Below are 25985 nucleotides of genomic sequence, written 5' to 3'. Positions count from 1 at the left end.
TCCTCCTAAAATATGTATTTATACCTTTTATAAAGGTGTTTATACCTTAAAAAAGGTGATAAAAGGCCGAACCCCTTATCACCTTTCCAACTTTGTTACGCAGTAACAGTTTCTTCACCTTGTTTTGCTTCAAGGATCGCGTCTGCCATTTTAGATGTAAGAAGTTTTACAGCACGAATTGCATCATCGTTTGCTGGGATAACGTGATCGATTTCGTCTGGATCACAGTTTGTATCAACGATACCGATGATTGGAATGTGTAATTTGCGTGCTTCAGCAACTGCAATACGCTCTTTACGAGGGTCTACTACGAATAATGCACTTGGAAGACCTTTCATATCTTTAATACCGCCTAAGAATTTCTCAAGACGCTCTAACTCTTTTTTAAGTTGAACAACTTCTTTCTTAGGAAGTACTTCGAAAGTACCATCTTCTTGCATTCTTTCGATGTCTTTAAGACGCTTGATACGCTTTTGGATTGTTTGGAAGTTTGTTAAAGTTCCGCCTAACCAACGTTGGTTAACGAAGTACATACCAGCACGAGTTGCTTCTTCTTTAATAGCTTCTTGTGCTTGTTTTTTAGTACCTACGAATAAGATGTCTCCGCCTTCAGCAGCGATGTCGCGCATCGTTCTGTAAGCTTCCTCAACTTTTTTCACAGTTTTTTGTAAGTCGATGATGTAGATACCGTTACGCTCTGTGAAAATGTAACGCTTCATTTTTGGGTTCCAACGACGAGTTTGATGTCCGAAATGAACACCAGCTTCAAGCAATTGCTTCATAGAAATTACTGACATAATATAGTTCCTCCTAAATGGTTTTTGATATCCTCCGTTTACTTCATCTCTAAGCGAAACTACAAACGTAGCACCAACACTTAAATCAGTAAACGTGTGTACTTTGTACTGACACCACTGCTTACTATATCATACTGAAATATTACAATCAAGTCGAAAATGCGAACAATGTAAAACTTTCTTTGTGCATACTCGAATTCTAGTATTACCAACCTTCATTTCTTTTAAGCAAAAAAATAAATACAATTAATAGTTTTCTCAGAAAACACGCTTATGACACTTTTCACAAGCACCATCTATCCATTGCACATAAAAAACTCTCCTCGATTGAGGAGAGTTTTTTACAAATTAGTTTGTTTTTAATTTAGCAAGTTCCTGTAGAAACTTGTCGTTTAGCACTTTAATGTATGTTCCTTTCATACCTAAAGAACGAGACTCAATAACACCAGCACTTTCTAATTTACGTAGTGCATTTACGATTACAGAACGAGTAATTCCTACGCGATCAGCAATTTTACTTGCAACAAGTAAACCTTCTGTTCCATTTAATTCTTCGAAGATGTGCTCAATCGCTTCTAACTCACTGTAAGATAATGAGCTGATTGCCATTTGAACAACAGCTTTACTACGTGCTTCCTCTTCGATTTCTTCTGCTTTTTCACGTAAGATTTCCATACCTACAACAGTTGAGCTGTACTCAGCAAGGATTAAATCATCATCTAAGAACTCTTGACCAAGACGAGCTAATACTAATGTACCTAGACGCTCACCGCCACCAACGATTGGTACGATTGTAGTTAAACCTTGACCAAATAATTCTCTGTTTTCTACTGGGAATGCTGTGTAAGCACTGTTCACATCTAAGTTTGAAGATGTTTCTGTAATGTTGAATAAGCTTTGTGTATATTCTTCTGGGAATTGACGTTCTGCAAGCATTTGCTTCATGCGTTCGTTTTCGATTTGTTGGTGAATTGCATAACCTAGTAATTTACCACGACGGCTAACTACGAATACGTTTGCTTCGATTACTTCACACATTGTGTCAGACATTTCTCTAAAGTTTACAGGCTTCCCTGCTGCGCTCTGTAATAACGCATTTAATTTTCTCGTTTTTGCTAATAATTCCATTTCAAAAGTTCCTCCTACATGTTACTCACATATTTTTTCATCACTTGGAAACTAGGGCGAGTCACCTGATGACACTATTACAAAATAAACTGGCTCACATCTTTATTTTTAGCAATTGTTGCTAATTTCTCCTCAACGTATTGAGGTGTTATCGTTATTTTCTCTAACGTAATTTCAGATGCTTCAAACGATAAATCTTCAAGGAGCTTCTCCATAATCGTATGAAGTCTTCTTGCTCCAATATTATCTGTATCCTGATTAACTTGATAAGCAATCTCAGCAATCTTACGAATAGCTTCGTCTGAAAATTCAATTTCTATACCTTCAGTCGCTAATAATGCCATATATTGTTTAATTAACGCATTGTCAGGCTCGATTAGTATTTTAACAAAATCGTCTGTCGATAATTTTGTTAATTCTACTCGAATCGGAAATCTCCCTTGCAATTCCGGAATTAAATCCGACGGTTTAGACATATGGAACGCTCCAGCTGCAACGAATAAAATATAATCCGTTTTTACTGATCCGTATTTTGTCGCAACATTCGACCCTTCTACAATCGGCAAAATGTCACGTTGCACACCTTCACGTGATACATCTACGCTATTCGACTGCTTACCAGCAATTTTGTCAATTTCATCGATAAAAATAATCCCGAGCTGTTCAGCACGATAAACAGCCTCTTGTGTAACTTCATCCATATCAATTAAGCGCTGTGCCTCTTCATTTGTCAAGAGTTTTCTTGCTTCTTTTACAGAAAGTTTACGTTTTTTCGTTTTTTTCGGCATAAAACTTCCTAGCGCATCTTGGAAATTCATTCCCATTTGCTCCATACCAGTTCCTTGTAACATATCAAACATGGAAGACTGTTGTTCAGTCACTTCAATCGATACAATTTCGTCTTCAAGAAGCCCTGCAGCAAGCTTTCTCTCCACATCTTGACGCTTCTTTTCGATTTCAACATCTTCTTGTGTATCAGACGTTTGATTCGAATTTTGAGTGCCTCCAAAAAGCATCTCTAATGGATTTTTGAATCCAGATTGTTTCTCTGGACTCGGCACTAAAATTTCAACAAGACGTTGATTCGCTTGCTCTTCGGCTTTATCTTGAACTTTCACTACCATTTCTTCTTTTACGATACGAACCGATGTTTCCACCAGGTCACGTACCATCGACTCTACATCTCTACCCACATATCCAACTTCTGTGAATTTTGTGGCCTCAACCTTAATAAAAGGTGCTCCAACGAGTTTCGCCATTCGTCGTGCTACCTCTGTTTTCCCAACACCTGTCGGTCCAATCATTAAGATATTTTTAGGTGCAATTTCGTCACGTAAATTTTCAGCTAATTTACTGCGACGATATCGATTTCTCAACGCTACAGCAACCGCTTTCTTTGCGTCTTTTTGACCGATGATGTATTGATCTAATTTTTCCACAATTTGGCGCGGAGTAAAATGTAAATGCATATAAAATGCCTCCCTTACGATTCTACAATTCTTCAACAATTATGTTGTGATTCGTATAAACACAAATATCGCCAGCAATCTCTAAACTCGCTTTCGCAATTTGCTTCGCTGTTAAGTGTTCACTTGCATATTGCTTTAAAGCACGACCTGCAGAAAGTGCATAATTTCCACCAGATCCAATTGCTAAAATACCATCATCCGGTTCAATCACTTCTCCTGTACCTGAAACAAGGAGCATAGTTGTTTTATCCATGACAATGAGCATTGCTTCTAGCTGACGTAACATTTTATCGCCACGCCATTGTTTGGCCATTTCAACAGCAGCACGCTGCAAGTTGCCATTATACTCTTCTAATTTCCCTTCAAACATTTCAAAAAGAGTAAATGCGTCAGCAACTGATCCTGCGAAACCAGCTAAAACTTTACCTTGGAAAAGTTTACGAACTTTACGAGCTGTATGTTTCATTACAACAGCATTTCCCATTGTCACTTGGCCATCTCCAGCCATTGCACATTCTCCATTATGATGAACTGCAAATATCGTTGTAGCGTGGAAATTTCCCATAGAAAAAACTCCTTTATTTGTTTTTATAGCTTTTAAAGCAATTTATGCCCGCGGGTGATGCTTCATGTAAACAGAACGCAATCTTTCTTTAGAGACATGCGTATAAATTTGTGTCGTCGACAAATTTTCATGGCCTAATAACTCCTGTACAGTACGTAAATCCGCCCCTTCATCTAGCATATGTGTAGCAAATGTATGCCTTAACATATGGGGACTTATCCGCATTGTCAGCGAAGCCTTTTTAATGAGTTCATTTAAAACATAACGAACTCCACGACTTGTTAGCGGTGTACCTTTCGCATTTAAAAATACCATATGAGAGTCTTCGTCAGTCTTATTAACTAACTGTTTTCTCCCATTCTCTATATAAGTAATTAAAGAATCTTGCGCATAGCTTCCGAACGGAATATACCTTTGTTTTTTTCCTTTTCCCATTACTAAAATTGTTCCCACCGCAAAGTCAATATCGGTAAGTTGTAAATTGACACATTCACTCACACGGATCCCAGTCGCATACATCAACTCTAACAAAGCTTGATTCCTTTGACCTAATGGTGTTTCCGTGTCAGAAACTTCAAATAATTCCTCTAACTCTTCAGCATATAAAAACTTTGGGATTGACAATTCTTTTTTGGGGAGTGACGCAAGTGCAAACGGATTATCCTTTCGATAACCTTCACGCATCAAAAAACGATATAAACTTCGTAAGCTTGATACTTTTCTTGCGACAGATTTACGGGCTAACTTCTCATCGTGCAACGTCGTTAAGTACAAACGAACATCCGCGTATGTAACGTCTAAAAAAGAGGATATGCCTTCTCGTTTCATAAATTGCACAAAATGTTCTAAATCATTTTGATAACTTGCAATTGTATATTTTGAATAATTTCTTTCAATTTGTAAATATCCAACGAATAATTGTAACAATTTCTTCACATTCACACAACTCACCTCAATAAAGGCTACTAAATCGTATCACAACTTAGTAGCCTTTGCAAGAAATTTAACTAAATATTTACAAAATTTCGAATCGTTTCTAAAGCGCGTGCTGCGTACGCTTCATTTCGTTCTGCTTTCTTTTTAATCTTCTTCTCTAACGGTGCAAATAGACCGAAGTTCGCATTCATCGGTTGGAAGTTTTTAGCGTTCGTTGCCGTAATGTAATTTGCCATGCTACCCATCGCAGTTACTGGCGGTAATACAACTGGCTCTTCACCTTGCACAAGACGCGCAGCATTAATTCCTGCTAATAATCCTGATGCTGCTGATTCAACATATCCCTCTACTCCAGTCATTTGACCAGCGAAGAATAAATCATCCCGTTGTTTATATTGATACGTTGGACGAAGCAAATTAGGTGAATTAATAAACGTATTACGATGCATTACACCATAACGTACAATCTCTGCATTTTCCAATCCTGGAATTAACTGTAGCACTTCTTTTTGCGGTCCCCACTTTAAATGTGTTTGGAAACCTACGATATTGTATAAAGTTCCCGCTGCATCATCTTGACGTAACTGAACAACAGCATATGGCGTTTTCCCTGTTTTTGGATCTTCCAATCCAACAGGTTTCATAGGTCCAAATACTAACGTCTGTCTCCCTCTACTTGCCATAACCTCTACTGGCATACAACCTTCAAAGAAAATTTCTTTTTCAAACTCTTTTAAAGGCACTGTCTCAGCAGCAATTAGAGCCTCATAAAAACGATCAAACTCTTCTTCTGTCATTGGGCAATTTAAATATGCAGCTTCACCTTTGTCATAACGCGATTTTAAATATACTTTATTCATGTCAATGCTGTCTTTTTCTACGATTGGGGCTGCAGCATCATAGAAGTAGAAATAATCTTCTCCTGTTAATTCTTTCAATTTTGCAGAAAGATCAGGAGATGTTAATGGACCTGTAGCAATAATTGTCGGTCCCTCTGGAATATCTGTAATTTCTTCATTCATTACAGTTACATTTGGATGGTTCTTTACGTATTCTGTTACTTTAGCTGCGAACTCATGACGGTCTACAGCTAAAGCGCCTCCAGCTGGTACAGAGCACTCATCCGCCGCACGAATAATTACAGAATCCATTAAGCGCATTTCCTCTTTAATAACTCCAACTGCATTTGTTAAAGTGTTTGCACGAAGTGAGTTACTACATACTAATTCAGCGAATTTATCTGTGTGATGAGCTGGCGTTTGCCTTACCGGTCTCATTTCATATAATCTAACTTGGACACCACGTTTTGCAATTTGGTAAGCTGCTTCACTTCCTGCAAGACCTGCGCCAATGACGTTTACTACTTGTGTTGTCATTTATATCACCTTTCCTTTTCTTCCCGAAAAAAATGTGAGCAGTTACGCTCACATTTGTTGTTCTTCTTCATAATCGCACGAAATACATTGTACTTGCACGCCTTTTTTCAACTTTTTCTCTACAAGCATGCCTTCGCACTTCGGACACTTACGACCAATTGGCTTATCCCAAGATACAAAGTCGCATTCCGGATACGTACCGCACCCATAGAAAAGACGTTTCTTTTTATTACTACGGCGTTCAATAATTTGACCCTTATCACACTTTGGACAAGTAACACCGATTTCTTTCACAATCGGCTTTGTATTACGACAATCTGGGAAATTCGAGCAAGCCATAAATTTCCCGTATTTACCCATTTTAAAGACCATTGGGTGATTACATAATTCACAATCTTCCCCAGCTGGTTCATCTTTAATTTCCACTTCACGCATTTCTTTTTCCGCTTTTTCTAAACGCGGTTCAAAACCTACGTAGAAATCATCAACAATTTTTACCCAATTCGCATTTCCTTCTTCTACTTCATCAAGGCTTTGCTCCATATTGGCAGTAAATTCAATGTTAATAATTTCTGGGAAAAACTCTAAAATAAGTTCAATTACTATTTCACCAAGTTCAGTCGGAACGAAGCGTTTATTATCCAAGCCTACATACCCACGCTTTTGAATCGTTTCAAGTGTAGGTACATATGTCGACGGTCTTCCAATTCCAAGTTCTTCAAGTGTTCTTACTAGGCGAGCCTCTGTATAGCGCGGAGGAGGTTGTGTAAAATGTTGCTTTGGTTCTAAATCCTTTGAAAATACAGTTTCCCCTACTTCTAAAGGCGGCAACATCTTATCCTTTTCTTCAGCACCATCATCTTTTGACTCTACATACACTTTCATAAATCCTGGGAACTTTACAACCGATCCACTTGCACGGAACTGAACATTGTTATTAATGAGTCTCGCTGTCACAGTATCCATTATAGCAGACGCCATTTGACTTGCAACAAATCGCTCCCAAATCAATTTATATAATCGAAGTTGATCACGACCTAAGAAACTTTTTAGTTCCTCTGGCTTTCTCATTACCGAAGTAGGACGAATTGCCTCATGCGCATCTTGTGCATTTGACTTTTTCGTTTCTTTCTTCTTTTCTGTTCCTATGTATTCCGTACCATACGCTTCAGTGATGTAAGTACGAGCCTCTGTTTGAGCTGTTTCTGAGATACGTGTTGAATCAGTTCTCATATACGTAATAAGACCTACAGTTCCTTGTTTTCCAAGATCTATCCCTTCATACAATTGCTGTGCAAGCATCATTGTTTTCTTTGCTCGCATGTTTAACTTACGGGCTGCTTCTTGTTGCAAGGAAGATGTTGTAAACGGTAATGCAGGGTTACGTTTTCGCTCTTTGCGCGTTACATTGTCAACTGAAAACGCATTGTCTTTCATCTGTTCAATTATTTCATTCACTTGCGTTTCATTTGTTAATTGAACTTTTTCACCATCTACACCGTAAAAGCTTGCTTCAAATGTGTCTTTTCCTTTTACAAATTCTGTTTTAATTGTCCAGAATTCTTCAGGTTCAAAGTTTTGAATTTCCCTTTCACGCTCGATGATTAAACGAACTGCTACAGATTGTACACGTCCTGCACTTAATCCTTTTTTTACTTTCTTCCATAATAAAGGACTAATATTGTAACCAACAAGACGATCAAGTATACGTCTTGCTTGTTGTGCATCCACTAAATCCATATTAATTGCACGAGGATGTTTAAATGATTCTTTGATTGCATCTTTCGTAATCTCATTAAACACAACCCGACAATCTGATTCAACGTCCACATTTAACGTATTCGCTAAATGCCAAGCAATCGCTTCCCCTTCACGATCTGGATCGGCCGCGAGATAGACTTTCTTTGCTTTTTTGGCCGCTGATTTTAAATCTTTTAAGACGGGACCTTTACCACGAATGGTAATATACTTCGGGGTGAAGTTGTTCTTTACTTCTATCCCCATTTGACTTTTTGGCAAATCGCGAACATGTCCCATAGACGCGACAACTTTGTATTTTTTCCCTAAATATTTCTCAATGGTCTTCGCCTTAGAAGGCGACTCCACGATTACGAGGTAATCTGACATGCTAGTGCCTCCTTAAGAGGTGGATTCAAGTCTTCATTAATCTTATTGATTTCTCTTGTTTTTGTCAATCAAGAATGAATATACCATACAGTGCCAATCTACCATTTGTCAATAATTGTTTAATAAAAACATAAAAATATAAAGTTAATTTAAAATCTCTTCCAAGATATCTTCTGCATTTCTTACTAGTTTTGCTCCTTGCTGAATAAGATGATTCGTTCCCGATGCCCCCTCTATAAATATAGGTCCAGGAAGCGCAAATACCTCTCTACTTTGCTCTAACGCAAGGTCCGCAGTAATAAGTGTTCCACTTCTCGATTTCACTTCTACAACTAAAACACCTTTACTTATACCACTAATAATCCGGTTTCTTTTTGGAAAATACCATTTTTTCGGTGCATAGTGCGGCGGATACTCTGTCAATAACAATATATATTCCTTCCACATTTCATATAAAGGTCTATTTTCTTTCGGATACATAAAAGACAATCCATGCCCTAATATCGCAATAGTCGGGCAATGATGCCTTACTGTAATCTCATGAGACATTGTATCTATCCCTTTTGCAAACCCACTGACAATAAGCCACTCTCTTTCTAATAAAGGGTGTAAAATAAACTTCAAACTCTCATGACCATATAATGATGGTTCTCTCGTTCCAACAACTGCTAATTTATTTACTTTATTCAGGAAATCTTTCTCTCCTTTTCCATATAAAACGAAGGGAGGATCTTGTATCTCACGTAATAATTGCGGATAATTTTCATCCCATATCGTTATATAAAAAATACGATTTTTCTCTAAATAAGATATATATTGCGGAAGATTTGAACTTTGAAGAAATTTTACTAGTTCTGAAGATTTTTTCGAGGATATTCCAGTGTAGTGTTCCATTTGTTTTTCGTTAAAATTATATATGTTCTCTAATTCTGGATCGACATATAGTAGCCTCTCCATCGCTTTCCAATAATCTGCTAGCAAGTAATGAAGATGTAATAATCTCTCTCTTTTCATCTTGATTCTCCTTACCCATAATTTTTATTATGTAAACAGAAAAAGTCTAAAAAGACACCCTCAAGTAAGAAGGTGTCTTTCAACAGATTAATAGTTTTTACAAGTCTCAAATAAACCTTTTTCTTTTAAAACAGAGATTAGCGTTTCTCCCATAACTGCTGGAGTTTCAGCTACTTTAATGCCACAAGCTTCCATTGTTTTAATCTTTTCAGCAGCAGTTCCTTTACCGCCAGAAATGATTGCACCAGCATGGCCCATACGTTTGCCAGCAGGCGCTGTTTGACCACCAATGAAGCCTACAACAGGTTTTGTCATATTAGCTTTTACCCATTCAGCTGCCTCTTCTTCTGCTGTACCGCCGATTTCACCAATCATAATTACAGCATGTGTTTCTTCATCTTCATTAAATGCTTTTAAAGCATCAATAAAGTCTGTACCGTTAACAGGGTCTCCGCCGATACCTACAGCAGTAGATTGGCCAATACCTTCTTGTGTTAACTGATGTACAGCCTCATACGTTAATGTACCAGAGCGAGATACGATACCAACATGACCTTTTTTATGAATATATCCTGGCATAATACCAATCTTACATTCATCCGGTGTGATTACACCTGGGCAGTTTGGTCCAAGTAAACGTGTATGTTTACCCGCCATATATCTCTTTACGTTTACCATATCTAATACAGGAATCCCTTCAGTAATACATACTACTAAATCAATTTCTGCATCAACAGCTTCCATAATTGCATCTGCCGCAAAAGCGGGTGGAACGTATACAACTGAAGCGTTTGCGCCTGTTGCTTTCACTGCATCTTCTACTGTATCAAATACTGGTACACCTTCAATATCAGTGCCGCCCTTACCTGGTGTTACACCACCGACAATTTTCGTACCGTATTCAATCATTTGTTTTGTATGGAATAAACCTTGAGAACCTGTAATACCTTGAACAATAACTTTTGTATCTTTATTAACTAATACGCTCATTTTTCTCCCCCGCTTTCTATTAGCCCACTAGTGAAACAATTTTTTGTGCACCGTCTGCCATAGATTCTGCTGCAACAATATTTAAGCCAGACTCATTTAAAATTTTCTTACCTAGTTCTACGTTTGTACCTTCAAGACGTACAACTAAAGGTAACTCAAGACCTACTTGTTTCGTTGCTTCAATAACACCTTCTGCAATAACATCACACTTCATAATGCCACCAAAAATGTTAACAAAGATACCTTTTACATTTTTGTCAGAAAGGATAATTTTGAATGCTTCTGTAACTTTTTCTGCAGTTGCACCGCCACCAACATCTAAGAAGTTAGCTGGGTCACCGTGGTAATGTTTAATGATATCCATTGTAGCCATCGCTAAACCTGCACCATTAACCATACAACCGATATTTCCATCTAAAGGAATGTAGTTTAAGTCGTATTTTGAAGCTTCAATTTCTTTTGAATCCTCTTCATCAAGATCACGAAGCTCTAAAATGTCTTTATGGCGATATAATGCATTAGAATCAAAGTTTAATTTTGCATCTAATGCCATAACTTTACCTTCACCTGTTGTAACAAGTGGGTTAATCTCAGCGATAGAGCAATCTTTTTCGATAAACGCACGGTATAAGCCCATCATAAACTTCACAGCTTGTCCTACAAGCTCTTTTGGAATATTGATGTTAAATGCGATTCGGCGCGCTTGGAAACCTTGTAAGCCTACTGCTGGATCAATATATTCTTTAAAGATTTTTTCAGGTGTTTTTTCTGCTACTTCTTCAATTTCTGTTCCGCCTTCTTCAGACGCCATTAAAACAACTTGAGAAGTTGCACGATCTAAAACTAGACCTACATAATATTCTTTTTTAATATCGCAACCTTCTTCGATAAGTAAGCGTTTTACTTCCTTACCTTCAGGACCTGTTTGATGTGTCACAAGTGTAGTTCCTAAAATGCTTTCTGCATATGTACGAACTTCATCTAAATTTTTTGCAACTTTTACTCCGCCAGCTTTGCCGCGTCCACCAGCGTGAATTTGTGCTTTCACTACACATACATCTGTTCCTAATTCTTTCGCCGCTTCTACAGCTTCTTCTACTGTAAATGCAACCTTCCCGTTCGGAACGCTAACCCCATAGCTTCTAAGGACTGCCTTACCTTGGTACTCATGGATATTCATGGTCCCATCCTCCCCTGTTTTCCTGTTTTACTCGAAAAGTTTTTTAATGTTTAAAAAACATTACATTGCCATTGTATAAGATGATTGGCACGCTGTCTACAATAAAGTGTCAGAAAACTGAAATCGCTTTATTCTTTTTCGGAAATAGTAATGTTTATATGCCAAAATAAAAAAATAAGCTGTATATTTACAGCTTATTTTTGAATCATATCTTTAATTGGTGCGAATGACTTGCGGTGTTCATCTAGTACTCCATGCACTTGAATTGCCTCTAAATGTTGCTTTGTGCCATATCCCATATGTTGCTCAAATCCATATTGAGGATACTTCTCTCCCAGTTCTTTCATCATACGATCTCTCGTTACTTTTGCGATAATGGATGCTGCTGAAATCGAAACACTTTTCGCATCACCTTTAATAATTGATGTTTGCGGAATTGGTGTAGGAAGCTTCATCGCATCAATTAATAAATGTTGGGGTGTACAAGATAAATTTGCAACTGCATCTAACATCGCTTGTTTCGTTGCTTGGTAAATATTAATGTCATCAATAACTTGCGGTGATACAATTCCTACTCCAATTGCAATTGCTTGTACTTTTATTTCATCATAAAAACGCTCACGTTTCGCTTCACTCAACTTTTTCGAGTCATTTAACCCTGGAATATAAAAATCCTCAGGAAGAACGACAGCTGCCGTCACAACAGGCCCAGCCAATGGCCCGCGCCCTACTTCATCAATACCCGCGATATATGTGACCCCTTTTTCACGCAAAGCATTTTCATACTCGGACATTTCAAAAAACTTCTCTTTTTCTTTCTGTTCTAACTCTTTTTGTTTATACCACTTCAAAACGAGCTTTTGAACACCTTTTCGATCATCTTTCATTAACAGTTGAAAGCGATCATCTTCTTCATTCATAATTTCTTTCAATACATTTTCTGCTTCTTTTATCGTCATAGTTTGCATTTATACAAGCTCCTTTTTAAACATATCCAAAAAGAAAAGACGCACAAACGCACGTCTTATACTTCTTCTATTTTTTCCACATCTTCTACTTGCTCTGCAAACTCTTCCGGTGTTTCAAACGTCATTTTTCCCAGTTTGCCACCACGAAGCTCACGAAGCACAAGCTCAGATGTCTTATCATAATCAATCATTCCGCCGCCCATTAAGCAGCCTCTATTTTTTCCAATTGCATCGAATAATTCCACAATATCTTCTGGAATCTCATTTAAATTATAGCGTTCTTTCAAGCGTTCTGGATAATGTTTCTCCATAAAACGTAATGCGTAAACAGCTACATCTTGTAAATTTAAAATTGAATCTTTAATTGCACCCGTTGTCGCTAAGCGAAGACCCACTAATTGATCTTCAAATTTAGGCCACAGAATACCTGGTGTATCTAACAATTCCATTTCCTTCCCAACTTTAATCCATTGTTGAGCTGTTGTCACACCTGGACGATCTCCTGTTTTAGCAATATTTTTCTTTGCCAATTTATTAATCAATGTAGATTTACCAACATTTGGTATGCCTACAATTAATGCACGAATCGCTCTCGGTCTAATACCTTTTGCAACCATTTTATCAAATTTTTCTTTAACAAGCACTTTACAAGCTGCTGCAATTTCCTTCATACCTTGTCCAGCTTGCGCGTTAATTGAAATTGCCATATGGCCTTTTTCTTTAAAATATGCGATCCATTGTTTTGTTAAACGATCATCTGCCATATCCGCTTTATTTAAAACAACAAGCCTTGGCTTATGTGTAATGATTTCATCAATCATTGGGTTTCGAGATGATAATGGTAATCGAGCATCTACAAGTTCAATTACAACATCAATTAATTTTAATTTCTCCGTTACTTGGCGTCTAGCCTTCGCCATATGCCCTGGAAACCATTGAATTACCATGTTGCCACCTTCTTTTTCATTTATTTCACAATACGTGCGTCTTCTAACGGCCAATATAACATATTAGCTTTACCAATTACTTGATCCATTGAAATCGTACCGATTGAACGGCTATCTTTACTAAAACGACGATTATCACCTAAAACAAATAATTGATCTTTTGGAACGGTTTTCTTGCCTGTCATTTCTTCAAGATTAAAATCATATGTAAGCGGTCCGTCAGCAATTTGCTTTTTCTGCTTGTCTAAATACGGCTCCTCATAAGCCTTTCCGTTAACATACAGTTTATCATTACGATACTCTATTTCATCGCCTGGCAGGCCTATAATGCGCTTAATGTAATCTTTATCTTCTGTTGCTCGAAATACGATAATATCAAAGCGTTTTGGATCTCCAATGTGATAACCAATTTTATTCACAATCATTCGATCACGATCATGTAAAGTAGGTGCCATCGATACCCCGTCTACGAGAATTGGCGCAAAGAAAAACTGTCTAATAACACCAGCTAATACAACAGCAATCAAAATTGCTTTAATCCATTCCCAAAGTGAACTCTTCTCTTTTTTCATGCATTTCCCCTCCACGGTTATGTAAACTGCTCGTATTATACCAAAATTTCATATAGATTGGAAAAAGGGAGCTTGTGCATTTACAAGCTCCCATACATGTCTTATCGAATTTCTTTAATACGTGCTTTTTTACCGCGAAGGTTACGTAAGTAGTATAACTTAGCACGACGTACTTTACCACGGCGAAGTACTTCGATTTTCGCGATTCTTGGCGTGTGAACTGGGAATGTACGCTCAACACCTACACCGTAAGAAATCTTACGAACTGTGAATGTTTCACTGATTCCGCCACCACGACGTTTAATTACAACACCTTCGAAAAGCTGAATTCTTTCACGAGTTCCCTCAACAACTTTTACGTGTACACGTAAAGTGTCACCAGGACGGAATGAAGGAAGGTCAGTTTTTAATTGGCCTTTTGTAATTTCTGCGATTAATTGTTGCATATTAAATTCTCTCCTTTAAACAGATGCTCTTATAAAGTCTTAATAAATTACAGCGGAACATCGTTAATACGGCTACTGATTTCAGTAGCACAAATGTTATAATAGCATATTACTAGGCCTGTTGCAATAGCAAATATATGAAGTTATTACTGCTCTCGCTTTATTTCCTCAAGCCATTTTTTCTCTTGTTTAGATAGCTCTCTCTCATCTAATAAATCAGGTCTACGCGTATACGTTCGGCGCAAAGATTCCTTATGTCGCCATTCATCAATGTTTTTATGATTCCCTGACATTAATACATCCGGTACCTTCATACCACGAAAATCAGCTGGACGTGTATAATGAGGATGCTCTAATAAACCTGTACTAAACGAATCCTCTACTTGTGAAGCATGATTTCCTAGCACACCTGGCAAGAGACGTACCACACTATCAGTAATAACCATAGAGGCTAATTCTCCGCCCGTTAATACATAGTCACCAATAGAAATCTCATCCGTTACGAGATGCTCACGAATTCGTTCGTCATATCCTTCATAATGCCCACATACGAAGATTAAATGTTCTTCCCCTGCAAGCTCTTCCGCTTTCTTCTGCGTAAATCTTTCGCCCTGCGGACACATTAAGACAACTCTCGGCTTACGCTCTGTCTCTTTCGTCAAATCTTCTACAGCATCAAAAATAGGCTGAGGAGTAAGCACCATACCAGCTCCTCCGCCGTAAGGATAATCGTCTACGCTATTATGCTTACTTGTTGTATAATCACGAAAGTTAACAACACGAAGGTTTACCGCTTCTTTTTCTTGCGCCTTCTTTAATATAGAAGATCCAAATACACCGGTAAACATGTCTGGGAACAACGTTAAAATATCAATTTTCATTATAGCAGCCCTTCCATTACATGAATGGTTACTAATTTATTTTCAATATTAACTTGAAGTACAACATCATCGATATAAGGAATTAAGAGATCTTGACCCTTCGGGCGTTTAATTACCCAAACATCATTTGCACCAGGAGATAGAATCTCTTTGATTGTCCCTAGCGCTTCTCCTTCTTCCGTTACAACACTGCAACCAATAATTTCATGATAGTAGTATTCACCTTCAGCAAGTTCGCCTAACTGCTCTTCTGGTACTTTTATTAAAGAACCTTTAAACTTCTCTACTTCATCTACATTGTTATATCCTTCAAATGTTAATAAATCGAATGTCTTATGTTGGCGATGAGAAGTTACCTTCACCGGAAGATAGTCTGTGCCTTTCTCATTCGATATGTATAGCGTGTTTCCTACTTTATATCGCTCTTCTGGAAAATCAGTACGAGAAATAACACGGATTTCTCCTCTTACGCCATGAGTATTTACAATTTTCCCTACGTTAAACCATTTTGTCATAAATAGTATGTCACCCCTGGTTTCTATATAAATTAAGCATCTCCATTTCGCAGATGGAACATGCAATCTCTATTTAAATGTTAAAAAAGGGAGAGGAATAACTCCTCGCCCTTTTTACGTTTATTGAATTTCCAGTGTTACTTTTTCATCATTATGATGTCCCACTGAATACAAGAGCATTCGAATCGCTTTCGCAACTCTCCCTTGCTTTCCAATGACTTTTCCAACATCCTCAGGATGTACAGTTAATCGATACTTTATCTCTCCGTTGCAAAGTTCCTGTGTAACTTTTACATCTTCAGGATAATCGACAAGAGGCTTGACAATCGTCTCGACTAACTTCTTCATAGTCATTGCCTCAATTACTTACCTTGTTTAGATAAGTGGAATTTCTCCATGATACCTTGGTTAGAGAATAAGTTACGAACTGTATCAGATGGTTTAGCACCATTTCCTAACCATTTTAATGCTGCTTCTTCGTTGATCTTAACTTCAGCTGGTTGAGCAACTGGATTGTAAGTTCCGATTTCCTCAATGAAACGTCCGTCACGAGGAGAACGAGAATCTGCAACAACTACACGATAGAAAGGAGTTTTTTTAGCTCCCATACGTTTTAAACGAATTTTAACTGCCATTTATAAAGCACCTCCGAATTTATTTCACACAGATAATTATATTAGCAAAAAGACTATTGCTTTGTAAAGTATTTTTTCTTAACAGAGCCATCTTTTTTTCCTTACATGAATGGAAACTTCAATCCACCTAGTCCTTTTTTCTTACCTTTTTGCATTCCCGTCATCGTCTTCATCATTTTTTTCATGTCATCGAATTGCTTAATTAGACGATTGATTTCTTGTACAGTTGTACCGCTACCTTTGGCAATGCGCTTTTTGCGACTAGCATTGATTATTTCCGGTTGTTCTCGTTCTAATTTAGTCATAGAACGAATAATTGCCTCAATATGCCCAATTTGTTTTTCATCAACTTGCGCATTTTTCAGCCCTTTAATTTTATTTGCACCAGGAAGCATTCCTAACAATTCATCAAGCGGCCCAAGTTGGCGCACTTGTCCAAGTTGTTCTAGGAAATCGTCAAGCGTAAACGAAAGCGTACGCATTTTTTGCTCAAGTTCTTTTGCTTTCTCTTCATCAACTGTAGCTTGCGCTTTTTCAATTAACGTTAAGACATCGCCCATCCCTAAAATACGGGATGCCATACGCTCTGGATGGAACGCTTCAATTGCATCTAGTTTTTCACCCATACCAGCAAATTTAATCGGCGTGTTTGTTACAGCCTTAATAGATAATGCAGCACCACCGCGCGTATCACCATCTAATTTCGTTAATACAACACCTGTTAAACCTAACTGTTCATGGAAACTTTGTGCAACATTTACCGCGTCTTGCCCCGTCATCGCATCGACAACAAGGAAAATTTCATCCGGTTTCGCAACTTCTTTCACTTTCGCTAATTCATCCATTAATTCTTCATCAATATGCAGGCGACCCGCTGTATCGATTAAAACATAATCGTGATGATCTTCTTTTGCTTTTGCAATCGCTTGTTTCGCAATTTCAACAGGACTTACTTGATCTCCTAAAGAAAATACAGGCATGTCCAATTGCTTCCCTAATGTTTCAAGCTGTTTAATCGCTGCTGGACGGTAAATATCCGCTGCAACAAGCATCGGTTTACGATTATGCTTTTTACGAAGCAAATTCGCAAGCTTACCTGTCGTCGTTGTTTTACCCGCACCTTGCAGACCAACCATCATAATAACAGTCGGTGGCTTATTAGCAACAGCAATTTTGCTTTGCTCTCCGCCCATAAGTTCTGTAAGTTCTTCCTGTACAACTTTAATTACTTGTTGTCCAGGTGTCAAACTTTTCATTACATCTTGTCCGACAGCACGTTCAGACACACGCTTCACAAAATCTTTTACTACTTTAAAGTTAACATCCGCTTCTAAAAGAGCTAGACGAACTTCTCTCATCATTTCTTTCACATCGGCTTCAGAAACTTTTCCTTTGCCGCGGATTTTTTGCATTGTCTGTTGAAGTCGGTCGGCTAATCCTTCAAATGCCATATTGCCGCCCTCCTAATCTAATTTTTCGATAGCTTCAACAACTTGTTTCATTTCTTCATTCACATGCTCTTCTTCGCTGATTAGCTGTTTTAGCTTTGCAACAAGTCGCTGTCGCTCTTGAAACTTTTGAAGTAATACTAATTTTTCTTCATATTCTTCAAGCATCGCTTCAGTCCGTTTAATGTTATCATACACGGCTTGGCGACTTACATCAAATTCTTCCGCAATTTCACCAAGAGATAAATCATCTAGATAATAAAGCGACATATAACTTCTTTGTTTTTGCGTTAACAACGATTGATAAAAATCAAATAAATAGTTCATTCTCGTTGTTTTTTCGAGCATGTTGGATCATCCTTTGTTAAGTGATTTCCCTTTACATGAATTAGTTTACATGTAGTCCAAAAGAGTGTCAAGTTTTTTTCTTAACATCATATATTTTTTATAGAAAAAGAAGCGGAAATACCGCTTCTTTCGCTTATACTTCTTCTGTTTCTACTAAGTTCGCAAATAAACCATACACATATTGTTCTGGATCAAACTGCTGCAAGTCATCCATTTGCTCTCCTAATCCAACAAACTTCACCGGTACATCCATTTCGTTACGAATCGCTAATACAATACCACCTTTAGCAGTTCCATCTAACTTCGTTAAAACAATACCAGTTACATTCGTTGCTTCACGGAATGTTTTCGCTTGGCTTAAACCGTTTTGTCCTGTTGTTGCATCAATAACAAGCAATACTTCATGAGGAGCACCTGGTACTTCACGCTCAATTACACGCTTCACCTTCTCTAACTCTTTCATTAAGTTCACTTTATTTTGCAAGCGTCCTGCTGTGTCACATAGTAATACATCTACCTTACGTGCTTTCGCTGCTTGTACAGCGTCATACATAACCGCCGCTGGATCAGATCCAGATCCTTGTTTAATCACTTCTACACCAACGCGATCGCCCCATACTTCTAATTGTTCAATCGCTCCAGCACGGAATGTGTCTCCTGCCGCCAATAGGACTGACTTACCTTCTGATTTAAACTTATGCGCCAGTTTACCAATTGTCGTCGTTTTTCCTACACCATTAACACCAACAAATAAAACAACCGTTAATTGGTCCTCTTGCATATTAATTTCGTTACTAAAATCGCTGTCACCTTTGTAAATTCCTACTAGTTTTTCTGAAATAACAGCTTGTACTTCTTTTGGATCTTGAATGTTACGACGTTGTACTTCTTCTTTCAATTGGTCAATTAATTCCATTACCGTCGCAACGCCAACGTCTGCACCGATTAAAATTTCTTCTAACTCTTCGAAGAAATCTTCGTCCACTTTACGGTAACGATACACTAAATCATTCACTTTATCCGCAAATGAATTTCTCGTTTTTTCTAATCCTTGTTTAAATTTCTCTGTAACTGTATCCGTTTGTTTTGAAATTTTTTCTTTTAGTTTTTTAAAAAAACTCATACTTTCCCATCCTTCCTATTCACTTGCAATAAGTTCTTCTCCGGCGTCTAAACGAACCGAAACAAGTTTAGATACCCCCGATTCTTGCATTGTTACACCGTACAACACATTAGACTCTTCCATTGTACCTTTTCTATGTGTAATTACAATAAACTGCGTCTCATCACTGAATTTCTTTAAATACTGTGCAAAACGAGCTACATTCGCCTCATCAAGGGCTGCCTCTACCTCATCTAGTACACAGAACGGTACTGGGCGTACTTTTAAAATACCAAATAAAAGCGCAATTGCTGTTAAAGCACGCTCTCCACCTGAAAGTAAACCTAAGTTCTGCAATTTCTTCCCTGGCGGTTGTGCTACAATATCAATACCCGTATTTAGTAAATCCTCTGGATTAGTCATTACTAAATCCGCTCTACCGCCTCCAAATAATTCAGAGAATACCGATTGAAACTCCATTCTAATGCCTTCAAACGTAGTAGAAAAGCGTTTTTTCATTTCTTCATCCATTTCGGTAATAAGCTGGTGCAATGTCGCTTTCGCTTCTTCTAGGTCGTCTCTCTGCTCTAGTAAGAATGTATGACGCTCCGCTACACGTTCATATTCATCAATTGCCCCTAGGTTCACTGTACCTAACTCTTCTATGGATAATTTGATTAATTTTACTTTCTTACGCGCATCTTCTGCAGGCATTGTCATTGTATATTTTAGTTTTGCCGCTTCAAATGAAATCGTATATGTTTCACGTAAATGTTGTAATCTATTTTCCAACTCTACATCCAGTCGATTTATTCTCACTTCTTGATCTTTCAACATTTCAAGAACATATTTATGTTTACCTGTCGTTTCTTTCAAATTGCGCTCTAAATGTTCTACTCTCTCTTGCAACGATACACGTTGTTCACGACGAGAGCGAATTAATTCTGAAGTTTGATTACGATCATATGCTTTCTTCTCAATCATATTCGTAATTTGCTCTTCACCACTTGAATTAGATGTCATTTCTTGTTTTAAGAACGCTAAATCCTCTTTCGTTTTTACAAGTGTCGCATCCGTTTCTTCTTTTTCCTTCGTCAATCGTTCAACTTTTTCTTTTTGATTAGATAAGCGTTGTTGCTTTTCAGCTGCCAGCACTTTTAACTCAGTCATTTCTTTTTGAACTTTTTCTTTCGAAGAATGTTGCTCACTTTTTTGTTTTGTTAAAGCTACAATTTTACTATCTAACTTAGTGATTTCAGCTTGAAGATTCGTTAAAACCCCTTCTAACTCCTCTTTACGCCCTTGCATTTTTACTCGATCTTGTAAAAACCCTTCAATCTCTAAATCATAAATAGACAACCGATCATTAATACGATGTTCTTCTAATTCTAAACGATTAATCTCTTCTCTTAATTTCTGCTCATCTACACGATCTGCTTCTACAGTTTGCCTTAGTTCGCGTATTTTCACTTCTTTTTCTTGAATCTCTTGTTTTACTGCTTTAACAAAGTTTTCTAACTTCGTTGTTTTTTCTTCCATATCAGTTAACTTGCTAGTCCACTCTTCCAGTTCACGTTGGCGTCCTAATAAAGAAGATTTCGCTTGCTTTACCGCCCCACCAGTCATAGAACCGCCAGGATTCACTACGTCACCTTCGATTGTTACAATGCGATAACGGTATTGCAGTTGTTTCGCCAACTCATTTGCTCCACGTAAATCTTTCGCAACAATAACAGTACCTAATAAATTTGAAACTACATTTTCATATTTATTGTTGTACTGCACAAGTTCTGCCGCCACACCTACAAACGATGGGTGTTGATTTGCAATGCGTAATTGCTCAAATGATAACGATCTGCTTTTAATAACAGCTTGCGGTAAAAACGTTGCACGTCCATGTTTATTTTGCTTTAGAAATGCAATCGCATTACGAGCATGTTCCTCTGTTTGTACAACAATATGCTGCATCGCTGCACCTAGAGCGATTTCCATTGCAACTTCGTATTCTTTCGGTACCGTTAACAGTTCCGCAACAGCACCCTCGATACCTTGCAACCTATTTTCTCTAGCTTTCAATACTTCACGTACACCTTGATAGAATCCAGAATAATCTTCTTGCATCTCTTCAAGCATTTCTTTTCGAGAACGTGCCTGTTGCACAAATTGATATGCTTGATACAGTTTTGTTTCATTTTCACTATACTGCGTCTTACATTTCCCAAGCGCCGCCTCTGTCTTCTGTATATTTGAGAGAATGCCAGCTACTTTTTCTTTCGCTTGTTCGTAACTTTCTACAAGTTTCGTCTTTTTCGCTGTAATTCCCATACGCATTTCTACATATTTCGCATTCTCTTCATCTAGACGCTCGTTTTTAGACGTTTGCTGTTTCGATTGTTCTTCAATCATAGATAATTCATTACGATGACTAGCTTGTTGATTTAAAAGCTCAATATAGTCACCTTTTAAATTCTCAATCTGTTCCTCTAAATTGTCAGCAAAAGTAGCAAGCAGTTGCTCATTATCATGCAATTTTTGCTCCAACTCTTTTACTTCATTCACAAATTGCATTAAAGATTCTGTACTTGACTCAATCTCACCATCGTAACTTTTAGCTTTCTCAGTTAATTCAACAATTAACTGCTCAAGTTGCGCACAATGCGTCGTAGCATTTTGCTTTCTTTCTTTTAACAACTCACGCTGCCCTTCTAGTTTTTCTAGCTCTTTACTAGAAAGAAGAAGTACTTCTTGCAACGAGTCTACAGACTCGTCTACCGCTTGTAATTGTCCTCGTAATTCCTCAAGCTCTTCTTCACTTTTTTGTAAATCCGTTGACATTTTAGCTTCTTCGTTTTTATTATGCCCAAACTGATTTCGAAGCGCTTCCCATTTCTCATGCAATTCTTCAATTTCATGAACAATAAGCGCAGCTTCTACTTTCTCTAATTCTTCTTTATTCTCAAGATAATCTTTCGCAATAGAAGCTTGTCTTTCTAAAGGTTCTACTTGACTACTTAATTCATGAATTATATCTTGTACACGATTTAAGTTTTCTTGTGTTTCTGCTAGTTTCCCTTCAGCTTTCTTTTTGCGAAGTTTGTATTTTAGTACGCCTGCCGCTTCTTCAAATACACCTCGACGCTCTTCTGACTTACTACTTAAAATCTCTTCCACTTTCCCCTGGCTAATAATTGAAAAAGCTTCTCTTCCCATACCAGAGTCCATAAATAAATCGATAATATCTTTCAATCTACATGATTGTTTATTAATATAAAAATCACTATCACCTGAACGAGATACACGACGTGTTACACACACCTCATTGTATTCAATTGGTAATCGTTGATCTTCATTATTTAAAGTTAATGTTACTTCAGCAACATTAACCGCTCTCCTCGTATCACTGCCTGCAAAAATAATATCCTCCATCTTTGCACCACGTAATGATTTTGCAGATTGTTCACCAAGTACCCAGCGAATTGCATCAGTAATATTACTTTTCCCGCTTCCATTAGGTCCTACTACAGAAGTTACACCTGGGACAAAATCAACAGATACACGCTCAGCAAAAGACTTAAACCCTGCTATTTCTAATCTTTTTAAAAACACGAAAGGCCTTCCTCCTATTCTCCGTCGTTATAAATGTTCTCTATACAAAAACAAGTATTATACGGATTTACCTTCTTTTTCTTTATAAACAAAAAGAAAGTTTCATTCTATGCATAAGGAATCCCCCTCATTCAAAGGGGGATTCCTTATAGTTGTTCTTTTAATTTTTTCAATGCTTCTGCAGCAGCTTGTTGCTCTGCTTCTTTTTTCGACTTACCACTACCAAGACCTAAAGCTACGTTATTTAACGTAACACGTGACACAAATTCTCGATTGTGAGCTGGTCCTTTTTCTTGCAAAATTTGATACTCAACATTGCCACTGCCATCACGCTGAATCAATTCTTGCAACTGACTCTTATAATCCATCACATGAGAAAAAGCACCCTCATTAATTTTCGGATATACAATTTCTTTTAAGAATTCCCAAACTGTTTCTAGCCCTTGATCAAGATAAAGGGCACCAATAAACGCTTCAAAGACATCCGCTAATAAAGCTGGTCGTTCACGTCCACCTGTCATTTCTTCACCTTTTCCTAATAAAACGAGGCTGCCAAATGACAATTCGTTCGCAAAACGAACAAGAGATGGCTCACATACAATAGCTGCACGTAGTTTTGTTAACTCTCCTTCGCTCATTGTCGGATATTTTTGAAACAGATACTGTGATACAGTCAGTTCCAATACTGCATCTCCAAGAAATTCAAGACGCTCATTATCTTCATGCGGTTTTTTTCGATGCTCATTCACATACGATGAATGCGTAAATGCTTGAATCAATAATTTTTCATCTGTAAACGTAATACCTATCTTTTCTTGAAACACTTTAAATGCTTCACGATATTTTGTTTCGTATTTTTTTTCTCTATATTTTCGGTACGGCATAGGTCCCTCCAGATATAAGCCAGAAAGCCCCGCTAAAAAACGGGACTTCACTTAAGCATTATAGATGACTCTCTATGTAAGTCACAGCATCGCCAACAGTAGCAATCTTTTCAGCATCTTCATCAGAAATTTCCATTTCGAATTCATCTTCTAATTGCATTACAAGTTCTACTACATCTAGGGAGTCTGCTCCTAAATCTTCCTTGAAGCTTGCAGCTGGTACTACCTCAGTCTCTTCTACTCCTAAACGATCAACGATGATTTTTGTTACGCGCTCTAAAACATCTGCCATTCCATTCACCTCCCCTCAAATATTATATTAAATATTGACCAAAAAAACTAGGTGAAATCGATTCTTTTATTACATTACCATACCGCCATCAACATTTAACGTTTGACCTGTAACATATTTGCTTTGATCAGAAGCAAAAAACGTTACAGCATTCGCGATATCTTGCGCTTCACCAAATTGAGCAGCTGGAATAACTTTTAACATTTCGGCTTTAATATTCTCATCTAGTACATCAGTCATATCAGTCGCAATAAAGCCTGGCGCAATTGCATTCACAGTAATATTTCGACTTGCTAACTCTTTTGCAGATGTTTTTGTTAATCCAATAACACCCGCTTTAGCAGCAACATAATTAGCTTGCCCTGGGTTTCCTATAACACCCACAACAGAAGCGATATTTATAATTCTACCGTGACGTTGACGCATCATATAACGAGATACTGCTTTTGTACATAAGAATACACCTTTTAAGTTTGTATTAATAACTGTATCCCATTCTTCTTCTTTCATACGCATTAATAAATTATCTTTTGTTACACCAGCATTATTTACAAGAATATCAACTTGTCCAAATGTATCTACTGTTTGTTTCACCATATTTGTAACATCATCAGCATTTGCAACATCTGCTTTTACCGCAATTGCATCAGAACCTAATTTCTTAATTTCATCTACTACTTCAGTTGCTTTTTGTTCATTACCTGCATAATTTACTACTACATTTGCCCCTTGTTTCGCTAAATCGATCGCAATCGCGCGACCAATTCCACGTGAAGCGCCAGTTACTAATGCTACCTTCCCTTTTAACATCAGTTTTCTCCTCTCAAATTTGAAATGGTATCTTTTAATGTCTCTTCATCATATATCGCATATGCTTTCACTGATGAATCAATTGACTTCATAAGTCCAGCAAGTACTTTTCCAGGCCCAATTTCAATAAATGTATCTACTCCCTGCTTCACCATACATTCAATAGACGGGTACCATAATACAGGCGAATAAAGCTGTTCGATTAACTTTTCTTGAATGTCGGCACCACGCGTAATAACATCCGCCGTAACATTTGCAATAACAGGAATATTCGTATCATGAATTGTAATTTCATTTAAAACACTTTGGAACTTCTCAGCTGCCGGCTTCATAAGTGAAGAATGGAATGGCCCACTTACTTTTAGTGGAATTGCTCTCTTTGCACCATTTTCTTTCGCTCTTTGAGAAGCAACCTCTACGCCTTGCTTCGTTCCAGAAATTACAATTTGCTTCGTACTATTCATATTAGCGATTTGCACTGCATATCCTTCACTTGTTACTTCTTCTGTAACTTGTTTCAGCATATGTGGGTCAGCACCTAATATAGCTGCCATTGCACCTTCCCCGCCCGGAACAGCTTCTTCCATATATTCCCCGCGTTTCCTTACAGCATATACCGCATCTTCAAAAGTTAATGCACCAGCTGCTACAAGAGCGCTATATTCACCTAAACTATGACCAGCGACAAAGTCAGGTGTAATGTCATACTCTTTCAAAGCTGTCAAAATAGCAAAACTCGTTGTTAATAATGCAGGCTGAGCATTTGTTGTTAATGTAAGCTTTTCCTGCGGGCCTTCAAAAATCACTTCTGAAAGTGACTCTTGTAACACCTCATCTGCTTTTGCAAACACTTTTGCAACCTCTTTATTATTCTCTGCTAATTGTTTACCCATTCCAACTGCCTGTGAACCTTGGCCCGGAAAAAGAAATGCTATTTTTCCCATTTCAA

At 37.7% G+C, this 25985-nt stretch carries 26 protein-coding genes; all 26 read right to left on the bottom strand.

Annotated elements, in window-relative coordinates; all coding sequences use genetic code 11:
• Nucleotides 1-95 precede the first annotated feature (95 nt).
• Nucleotides 96-797 (bottom strand): 30S ribosomal protein S2, encoded by a 702-nt coding sequence (gene rpsB / locus GBN78_RS02510; RefSeq protein ID WP_000111485.1) that lies wholly within the window; start codon nucleotides 795-797, stop codon nucleotides 96-98.
• 348 nt (nucleotides 798-1145) lie between these two features.
• Nucleotides 1146-1925 carry a GTP-sensing pleiotropic transcriptional regulator CodY gene (gene codY / locus GBN78_RS02505; RefSeq protein ID WP_000421290.1) on the bottom strand — a complete coding sequence of 260 codons (780 nt, stop codon included), beginning with the start codon at nucleotides 1923-1925 and terminating at the stop codon, nucleotides 1146-1148.
• A gap of 77 nt (nucleotides 1926-2002) precedes the next feature.
• Nucleotides 2003-3394 carry an ATP-dependent protease ATPase subunit HslU gene (hslU, locus tag GBN78_RS02500; RefSeq protein ID WP_000550087.1) on the bottom strand — a complete coding sequence of 464 codons (1392 nt, stop codon included), beginning with the start codon at nucleotides 3392-3394 and terminating at the stop codon, nucleotides 2003-2005.
• A gap of 22 nt (nucleotides 3395-3416) precedes the next feature.
• Nucleotides 3417-3959, bottom strand: a complete 543-nt coding sequence (gene hslV / locus GBN78_RS02495; protein ID WP_000526272.1) for an ATP-dependent protease proteolytic subunit HslV — start codon at nucleotides 3957-3959, stop codon at nucleotides 3417-3419.
• Nucleotides 3960-4001: 42 nt separating this feature from the next.
• Nucleotides 4002-4901: a tyrosine recombinase XerC gene (gene xerC / locus GBN78_RS02490; RefSeq protein ID WP_044584806.1), complete on the bottom strand. Its 900-nt coding sequence runs from the start codon at nucleotides 4899-4901 to the stop codon at nucleotides 4002-4004.
• 65 nt (nucleotides 4902-4966) lie between these two features.
• Entirely contained in the window at nucleotides 4967-6271 is a 1305-nt protein-coding gene (trmFO, locus tag GBN78_RS02485; protein WP_000213002.1) for an FADH(2)-oxidizing methylenetetrahydrofolate--tRNA-(uracil(54)-C(5))-methyltransferase TrmFO, read from the bottom strand.
• Nucleotides 6272-6319: 48 nt separating this feature from the next.
• The gene (gene topA, locus GBN78_RS02480; protein WP_001286960.1) at nucleotides 6320-8398 is read right to left on the bottom strand and encodes a type I DNA topoisomerase; all 2079 of its coding nucleotides are present in this window, start codon (nucleotides 8396-8398) and stop codon (nucleotides 6320-6322) included.
• 144 nt (nucleotides 8399-8542) lie between these two features.
• Nucleotides 8543-9412 carry a DNA-processing protein DprA gene (gene dprA, locus GBN78_RS02475; protein WP_152126908.1) on the bottom strand — a complete coding sequence of 290 codons (870 nt, stop codon included), beginning with the start codon at nucleotides 9410-9412 and terminating at the stop codon, nucleotides 8543-8545.
• An 87-nt stretch (nucleotides 9413-9499) separates the two neighbouring features.
• Nucleotides 9500-10402, bottom strand: coding sequence for a succinate--CoA ligase subunit alpha (sucD, locus tag GBN78_RS02470; protein ID WP_000115178.1), 903 nt, complete (start codon nucleotides 10400-10402; stop codon nucleotides 9500-9502).
• Nucleotides 10403-10421: 19 nt separating this feature from the next.
• Nucleotides 10422-11582: an ADP-forming succinate--CoA ligase subunit beta gene (gene sucC, locus GBN78_RS02465; RefSeq protein WP_001020791.1), complete on the bottom strand. Its 1161-nt coding sequence runs from the start codon at nucleotides 11580-11582 to the stop codon at nucleotides 10422-10424.
• A 194-nt stretch (nucleotides 11583-11776) separates the two neighbouring features.
• Nucleotides 11777-12550 carry a ribonuclease HII gene (locus GBN78_RS02460; protein WP_152126906.1) on the bottom strand — a complete coding sequence of 258 codons (774 nt, stop codon included), beginning with the start codon at nucleotides 12548-12550 and terminating at the stop codon, nucleotides 11777-11779.
• 56 nt (nucleotides 12551-12606) lie between these two features.
• On the bottom strand, nucleotides 12607-13497 hold the full coding sequence (ylqF, locus tag GBN78_RS02455) for a ribosome biogenesis GTPase YlqF (RefSeq protein WP_000236702.1): 891 nt from the start codon (nucleotides 13495-13497) through the stop codon (nucleotides 12607-12609).
• Nucleotides 13498-13517: 20 nt separating this feature from the next.
• Nucleotides 13518-14069 (bottom strand): signal peptidase I, encoded by a 552-nt coding sequence (gene lepB / locus GBN78_RS02450; RefSeq protein ID WP_000711853.1) that lies wholly within the window; start codon nucleotides 14067-14069, stop codon nucleotides 13518-13520.
• Between the two features lie 101 nt (nucleotides 14070-14170).
• A complete protein-coding gene (gene rplS / locus GBN78_RS02445) occupies nucleotides 14171-14515 on the bottom strand; it encodes a 50S ribosomal protein L19 (RefSeq protein ID WP_001186516.1) in 345 nt (114 codons plus the stop codon).
• A 146-nt stretch (nucleotides 14516-14661) separates the two neighbouring features.
• A complete protein-coding gene (gene trmD / locus GBN78_RS02440; protein ID WP_000686903.1) occupies nucleotides 14662-15396 on the bottom strand; it encodes a tRNA (guanosine(37)-N1)-methyltransferase TrmD in 735 nt (244 codons plus the stop codon).
• Nucleotides 15396-15911, bottom strand: a complete 516-nt coding sequence (rimM, locus tag GBN78_RS02435; protein WP_000170278.1) for a ribosome maturation factor RimM — start codon at nucleotides 15909-15911, stop codon at nucleotides 15396-15398. The genes trmD and rimM overlap by 1 nt, the downstream gene beginning before the upstream one ends.
• A 120-nt stretch (nucleotides 15912-16031) precedes the next feature.
• Nucleotides 16032-16259: a KH domain-containing protein gene (locus tag GBN78_RS02430; protein ID WP_000737401.1), complete on the bottom strand. Its 228-nt coding sequence runs from the start codon at nucleotides 16257-16259 to the stop codon at nucleotides 16032-16034.
• A 14-nt stretch (nucleotides 16260-16273) separates the two neighbouring features.
• Complete coding sequence (rpsP, locus tag GBN78_RS02425; protein ID WP_000268750.1) at nucleotides 16274-16546, bottom strand: 30S ribosomal protein S16; 273 nt, start codon at nucleotides 16544-16546, stop codon at nucleotides 16274-16276.
• A gap of 101 nt (nucleotides 16547-16647) precedes the next feature.
• Complete coding sequence (ffh, locus tag GBN78_RS02420) at nucleotides 16648-17997, bottom strand: signal recognition particle protein (protein WP_000863460.1); 1350 nt, start codon at nucleotides 17995-17997, stop codon at nucleotides 16648-16650.
• A gap of 12 nt (nucleotides 17998-18009) precedes the next feature.
• Nucleotides 18010-18342 carry a putative DNA-binding protein gene (locus GBN78_RS02415; RefSeq protein WP_000891062.1) on the bottom strand — a complete coding sequence of 111 codons (333 nt, stop codon included), beginning with the start codon at nucleotides 18340-18342 and terminating at the stop codon, nucleotides 18010-18012.
• A 133-nt stretch (nucleotides 18343-18475) separates the two neighbouring features.
• Complete coding sequence (gene ftsY, locus GBN78_RS02410) at nucleotides 18476-19465, bottom strand: signal recognition particle-docking protein FtsY (RefSeq protein WP_000007655.1); 990 nt, start codon at nucleotides 19463-19465, stop codon at nucleotides 18476-18478.
• Between the two features lie 15 nt (nucleotides 19466-19480).
• The gene (gene smc / locus GBN78_RS02405; RefSeq protein ID WP_152126904.1) at nucleotides 19481-23050 is read right to left on the bottom strand and encodes a chromosome segregation protein SMC; all 3570 of its coding nucleotides are present in this window, start codon (nucleotides 23048-23050) and stop codon (nucleotides 19481-19483) included.
• Between the two features lie 146 nt (nucleotides 23051-23196).
• Complete coding sequence (gene rncS, locus GBN78_RS02400) at nucleotides 23197-23934, bottom strand: ribonuclease III (protein WP_001146875.1); 738 nt, start codon at nucleotides 23932-23934, stop codon at nucleotides 23197-23199.
• 58 nt (nucleotides 23935-23992) lie between these two features.
• Nucleotides 23993-24226 carry an acyl carrier protein gene (gene acpP, locus GBN78_RS02395; protein ID WP_000786062.1) on the bottom strand — a complete coding sequence of 78 codons (234 nt, stop codon included), beginning with the start codon at nucleotides 24224-24226 and terminating at the stop codon, nucleotides 23993-23995.
• A gap of 69 nt (nucleotides 24227-24295) precedes the next feature.
• Nucleotides 24296-25036, bottom strand: coding sequence for a 3-oxoacyl-[acyl-carrier-protein] reductase (fabG, locus tag GBN78_RS02390; protein WP_152126902.1), 741 nt, complete (start codon nucleotides 25034-25036; stop codon nucleotides 24296-24298).
• Nucleotides 25036-25980, bottom strand: a complete 945-nt coding sequence (gene fabD, locus GBN78_RS02385; protein WP_000515910.1) for an ACP S-malonyltransferase — start codon at nucleotides 25978-25980, stop codon at nucleotides 25036-25038. The genes fabG and fabD overlap by 1 nt, the downstream gene beginning before the upstream one ends.
• Between the last annotated feature and the right edge of the window lie 5 nt (nucleotides 25981-25985).

This window comes from Bacillus sp. B2-WWTP-C-10-Post-4 (assembly GCF_009183805.1).
Taxonomy (GTDB): domain Bacteria; phylum Bacillota; class Bacilli; order Bacillales; family Bacillaceae_G; genus Bacillus_A; species Bacillus_A cereus.
Note: the sequence above shows the minus strand (reverse complement) of the source record. Positions and strands in the feature narration are given on the sequence as shown.

What these genes read in the sequence shown, in the direction of transcription:
- ftsY (WP_000007655.1), bottom strand. Translation starts at nt 19,465, where the DNA reads ATGAGTTTTTTTAAAAAACTAAAAGAAAAAATTTCAAAACAAACGGAT.
- codY (WP_000421290.1), bottom strand. Translation starts at nt 1,925, where the DNA reads ATGGAATTATTAGCAAAAACGAGAAAATTAAATGCGTTATTACAGAGC.
- rpsB (WP_000111485.1), bottom strand. Translation starts at nt 797, where the DNA reads ATGTCAGTAATTTCTATGAAGCAATTGCTTGAAGCTGGTGTTCATTTC.
- rncS (WP_001146875.1), bottom strand. Translation starts at nt 23,934, where the DNA reads ATGCCGTACCGAAAATATAGAGAAAAAAAATACGAAACAAAATATCGT.
- ylqF (WP_000236702.1), bottom strand. Translation starts at nt 13,497, where the DNA reads ATGGTAATTCAATGGTTTCCAGGGCATATGGCGAAGGCTAGACGCCAA.
- rplS (WP_001186516.1), bottom strand. Translation starts at nt 14,515, where the DNA reads ATGCAACAATTAATCGCAGAAATTACAAAAGGCCAATTAAAAACTGAC.
- sucC (WP_001020791.1), bottom strand. Translation starts at nt 11,582, where the DNA reads ATGAATATCCATGAGTACCAAGGTAAGGCAGTCCTTAGAAGCTATGGG.
- fabD (WP_000515910.1), bottom strand. Translation starts at nt 25,980, where the DNA reads ATGGGAAAAATAGCATTTCTTTTTCCGGGCCAAGGTTCACAGGCAGTT.
- acpP (WP_000786062.1), bottom strand. Translation starts at nt 24,226, where the DNA reads ATGGCAGATGTTTTAGAGCGCGTAACAAAAATCATCGTTGATCGTTTA.
- rpsP (WP_000268750.1), bottom strand. Translation starts at nt 16,546, where the DNA reads ATGGCAGTTAAAATTCGTTTAAAACGTATGGGAGCTAAAAAAACTCCT.
- topA (WP_001286960.1), bottom strand. Translation starts at nt 8,398, where the DNA reads ATGTCAGATTACCTCGTAATCGTGGAGTCGCCTTCTAAGGCGAAGACC.
- rimM (WP_000170278.1), bottom strand. Translation starts at nt 15,911, where the DNA reads ATGACAAAATGGTTTAACGTAGGGAAAATTGTAAATACTCATGGCGTA.
- GBN78_RS02430 (WP_000737401.1), bottom strand. Translation starts at nt 16,259, where the DNA reads ATGAAGAAGTTAGTCGAGACGATTGTCAAGCCTCTTGTCGATTATCCT.
- hslU (WP_000550087.1), bottom strand. Translation starts at nt 3,394, where the DNA reads ATGCATTTACATTTTACTCCGCGCCAAATTGTGGAAAAATTAGATCAA.
- trmFO (WP_000213002.1), bottom strand. Translation starts at nt 6,271, where the DNA reads ATGACAACACAAGTAGTAAACGTCATTGGCGCAGGTCTTGCAGGAAGT.
- GBN78_RS02415 (WP_000891062.1), bottom strand. Translation starts at nt 18,342, where the DNA reads ATGCTCGAAAAAACAACGAGAATGAACTATTTATTTGATTTTTATCAA.
- ffh (WP_000863460.1), bottom strand. Translation starts at nt 17,997, where the DNA reads ATGGCATTTGAAGGATTAGCCGACCGACTTCAACAGACAATGCAAAAA.
- lepB (WP_000711853.1), bottom strand. Translation starts at nt 14,069, where the DNA reads ATGAAAAAAGAGAAGAGTTCACTTTGGGAATGGATTAAAGCAATTTTG.
- trmD (WP_000686903.1), bottom strand. Translation starts at nt 15,396, where the DNA reads ATGAAAATTGATATTTTAACGTTGTTCCCAGACATGTTTACCGGTGTA.
- fabG (WP_152126902.1), bottom strand. Translation starts at nt 25,036, where the DNA reads ATGTTAAAAGGGAAGGTAGCATTAGTAACTGGCGCTTCACGTGGAATT.
- dprA (WP_152126908.1), bottom strand. Translation starts at nt 9,412, where the DNA reads ATGAAAAGAGAGAGATTATTACATCTTCATTACTTGCTAGCAGATTAT.
- sucD (WP_000115178.1), bottom strand. Translation starts at nt 10,402, where the DNA reads ATGAGCGTATTAGTTAATAAAGATACAAAAGTTATTGTTCAAGGTATT.
- hslV (WP_000526272.1), bottom strand. Translation starts at nt 3,959, where the DNA reads ATGGGAAATTTCCACGCTACAACGATATTTGCAGTTCATCATAATGGA.
- GBN78_RS02460 (WP_152126906.1), bottom strand. Translation starts at nt 12,550, where the DNA reads ATGCAAACTATGACGATAAAAGAAGCAGAAAATGTATTGAAAGAAATT.